The organism is Streptomyces sp. NH27, assembly GCF_056859195.1.
The window spans coordinates 1-3,910 of sequence record NZ_JACEGK010000646.1; the positions used below are offsets into that span (position 1 = coordinate 1).

Consider the following 3,910-nt stretch of genomic DNA (forward strand, 5'->3'; position numbering starts at 1 on the left):
GCGGCACACCGCACGCGACACCCGGCCTGAAACGTGCGGTCAGGAGACGCTCACCTGCGGCTCACCGGACGCGGCACCGGCCGCTTCCATCTGCTCGGCCAGCTTCATGGCCTCCTCGATCAGGGTCTCGACGATCTGCGACTCCGGCACGGTCTTGATGACCTCGCCCTTGACGAAGATCTGCCCCTTGCCGTTGCCGGAGGCGACGCCGAGGTCGGCCTCGCGGGCTTCGCCGGGGCCGTTGACGACGCAGCCCATGACGGCGACCCGCAGCGGGACCTCCATGCCGTCCAGGCCGGCGGAGACCTGGTCGGCGAGCTTGTAGACGTCGACCTGGGCGCGGCCGCAGGACGGGCAGGAGACGATCTCCAGGCGGCGCTGGCGCAGGTTCAGCGACTCCAGGATCTGGATGCCGACCTTGACCTCCTCGGCGGGCGGCGCGGAGAGCGAGACCCGGATGGTGTCGCCGATGCCCTCGGCGAGCAGCGCGCCGAAGGCGACCGCGGACTTGATCGTGCCCTGGAAGGCCGGACCGGCCTCGGTGACGCCGAGGTGCAGCGGGTAGTCGCACTGCTGCGCGAGCAGCCGGTAGGCGTTGACCATGACCACCGGGTCGTTGTGCTTCACGGAGATCTTGAGGTCGCGGAAGTCGTACTCCTCGAAGAGCGACGCCTCCCACAGCGCGGACTCGGCCAGCGCCTCGGGGGTGGCCTTGCCGTACTTCTCCAGCAGCCGGCGGTCCAGCGAGCCGGCGTTGACGCCGATCCGGATCGGCACGCCGGCCGCCGAGGCGGCCTTGGCGATCTCCTTGACCTTGTCGTCGAACTGCTTGATGTTGCCGGGGTTGACCCGGACCGCCGCACAGCCCGCGTCGATGGCCGCGAAGACGTACTTCGGCTGGAAGTGGATGTCGGCGATGACCGGGATCTGCGACTTCTTGGCGATGGTGGCGAGCGCGTCGGCGTCGTCCTGGGTGGGGCAGGCGACCCGGACGATCTGGCAGCCGGACGCGGTCAGCTCGGCGATCTGCTGGAGGGTGGCACCGATATCGGAAGTGCGGGTGGTGGTCATCGACTGCACGGAGACCGGCGCGTCACCGCCCACCGCGACGCTCCCGACCTGGATCTGACGGCTTTTGCGGCGGTCGGCGAGTTTGGTCGGAACATCCGGCATACCGAGCGAAATCGCGGTCATCTGCGTGGCATCCCCAAGGTGTGGAACGAGGTCCCGTCGTGGGCGGGCTCCAGCATCGAGATTACGACACCCCGCCCACGACTCTCACCCGGCTCGGGCCATTAGGAACTCAGTTTGACCGGGTTGACCACATCCGCGATCAGAACCAGCAGCGTGAAGCACACGAAGATTCCGGCCACGACATAGGCGATCGGCATGAGCTTGGCCACGTCGAACGGTCCGGGATCGGGACGGCGGAAGACCCGGGCGGCGTGTCGCCGGATCGCCTCCCACAGCGCGCCCGCGATGTGGCCGCCGTCCAGCGGCAGCAACGGGAGCATGTTGAACAGGAACAGCGACAGGTTGAAGCCGGCCACGAGCATGACCATCGTCACCACCCGGTCGATGGCGGGCGCCTTCATCGCGAAGACCTCGCCGCCGACCCGGGCCGCGCCGACCACGCCCATCGGCGAGTCCGCCTTGCGCGGCGCGTGGTGGAACGCGGCGTTCCACAGGTCGGGGATGCGCTTGGGCAGCGAGATCAGCGAGTCGACGCCCTGCTTGGCCATGTCGCCCATGTGGTCGACGGAGTCGGCGAAGCCGAGCGGCTGGATGTGGCTGGCCGGGCTGAAGCCGAGGAAGCCGGCCTTCACCGGGTCGCCGTCGGTCGGGTTCCCGTCGCTGTCGGTCCTGGCCACCGTGTTGGTGGTGATGTCCGGGTGCAGGGTGACCCGCTGGCCGTGCCGCAGCACCACGATCGTGGCCGGCCCCGCGCCCTTGCGGATGTCCTCGGACAGCTCCGACCAGTTCTTCACCGGCTTGCCGTTGAACTCCACGAACTTGTCGCCGGCCCTGAGCCCGGCGGTCTTGGCCGGCGCCACCGGGTCGGTGGGGCGGCACGGGTTGTTCGGGTCGCGGTGCGAGGTGTCGGCCTGCGAGACCACGCAGTCGCTGACCTGGCCGACCACGGTCGTCGACATGTTGACACCGAAGCCCATGAAGACGGTGAGGAACAGCGCGACGGCGAGCACGAGGTTCATGAACGGCCCGGCGAACATGACGATGACGCGCTTCCACGGTTTGCGCGTGTAGAACATCCGTGTCTCGTCGCCCGGTTGGAGCTCCTCGTACGCGGCGGTCCTGGCGTCCTCGATCATGCTGCGCCACGGCGAGGTGGAGCGGGCGGTGATCCGGCCGTCCTCGCCGGGCGGGAACATGCCGATCATCCGGATGTAGCCGCCGAGCGGGATCGCCTTGAAGCCGTACTCGGTGTCGCCCTTCTTGCGCGACCACAGGGTGGGGCCGAAACCGACCATGTACTGCGGCACGCGGATCTTGAAGATCTTGGCCCAGGTCAGGTGGCCCAACTCGTGCCACGCGATGGAGATCATCAGACCGACGGCGAAGACGACTATGCCGAGGACCGTCATGAGAGCCGTCATACGCCTGCTGCCTCCGTTGCTTGCGCCAGTTCCCCGGCCCGGGCCCGCGCCCAGGTCTCCGCTTCGAGGACGTCCTCGACGGTCAGTCGAGTTCCCGATGCCGGCGTGCCGTGCTCCTCGACGACCCGGGCGACGGTGTCCACGATCCCGGTGAACGGCAACCGACCGGTGCGGAAGGCTTCGACGCATTCCTCGTTGGCGGCGTTGAACACGGCGGGCGCGGTTCCTCCGAGGCTACCGACATGTCGGGCCAGTGCGACGGATGGGAACGCGTCGTTGTCGAGCGGGAAGAACTCCCAGGTGGCTGCCTTCGTCCAGTCCACGCCCGGCGCGGCGTCCGGCACCCGGTGCGGCCAGCCCAGGCCCAGCGCGATCGGCATCCGCATGTCGGGCGGGCTGGCCTGCGCGAGCGTGGAGCCGTCGGCGAACTCCACCATCGAGTGAATGTACGACTGCGGGTGGACGACGACCTCGATCCGGTCGAACGGGACGTCGAAGAGCAGGTGCGCCTCGATGACCTCCAGACCCTTGTTGACCAGGGTCGCGGAGTTGATCGTCACCACCGGCCCCATGTCCCAGGTCGGGTGGGCCATGGCCTGTTCGACGGTGACGCCCGCCAGTTCGGCGCGGGTGCGGCCGCGGAACGGCCCGCCGGAGGCGGTGACGACCAGCTTGCGGACCTCGGCGCGGGTGCCGCCCAGCAGCGCCTGGAACAGTGCGGAGTGCTCGGAGTCGACGGGCACCACCTGGCCGGGCCGGGCGAGGGCCTTCACCAGCGGGCCGCCGACGATCAGCGACTCCTTGTTGGCGAGAATCAGCACCCGGTCGGCGGCCAGGGCGGCGAGCGTGGGACGCAGGCCGATGGAGCCGGTGATGCCGTTCAGCACGGAGTGGCACTCCAGACCCGCGGCCTCGGTGGCGGCCTGCGGCCCGGCGAGGATCTCCGGCAACGGCCGGCTGCCGTACCGCTCGGCCAGCGCCTCGCGCAGCGCGGGTACCGCCTTCTCGTCGGCGACGGCGACGGTGCGCACGTCCAACTGGTGCGCCTGCTCGGCCAGTAGGGCGACCCGGCCGCCCGCGGCCGACAACGCGACCACCCGGAACCGGTCGGGATTGCGCAGCACCACGTCGATCGCCTGGGTGCCGATCGACCCGGTCGAGCCGAGGATCACGATGTCCCGGGGCCCGTCGTCGGGTCCGGCGGGCACGTGCGGGCGGTAATGCGGGTCTGCGAGAGCGTCCGTCATGGGGTCATTCTGTCCTGCCCGGACCCTTGTCCACGCACGGGCCCGGGT

Annotated in this window: 3 protein-coding genes; all 3 read right to left on the reverse strand. The window is 69.6% G+C overall.

Annotation, left to right across the window (positions count from 1 at the left end):
* Nucleotides 1–39: 39 nt before the first annotated feature.
* The 3 genes from ispG to dxr all read right to left on the reverse strand — a co-directional run bounded on the left by ispG (nt 40) and on the right by dxr (nt 3,862).
* Nucleotides 40–1,194, reverse strand: a complete 1,155-nt coding sequence (gene ispG, locus AC13HU_RS33730) for a flavodoxin-dependent (E)-4-hydroxy-3-methylbut-2-enyl-diphosphate synthase (RefSeq protein ID WP_483045795.1) — start codon at nt 1,192–1,194, stop codon at nt 40–42.
* A gap of 101 nt (nt 1,195–1,295) precedes the next feature.
* Nucleotides 1,296–2,615, reverse strand: coding sequence for a M50 family metallopeptidase (locus AC13HU_RS33735; RefSeq protein ID WP_483045796.1), 1,320 nt, complete (start codon nt 2,613–2,615; stop codon nt 1,296–1,298).
* Nucleotides 2,612–3,862 (reverse strand): 1-deoxy-D-xylulose-5-phosphate reductoisomerase, encoded by a 1,251-nt coding sequence (gene dxr, locus AC13HU_RS33740; RefSeq protein WP_483045797.1) that lies wholly within the window; start codon nt 3,860–3,862, stop codon nt 2,612–2,614. The genes AC13HU_RS33735 and dxr overlap by 4 nt, the downstream gene beginning before the upstream one ends.
* Nucleotides 3,863–3,910 lie beyond the last annotated feature (48 nt).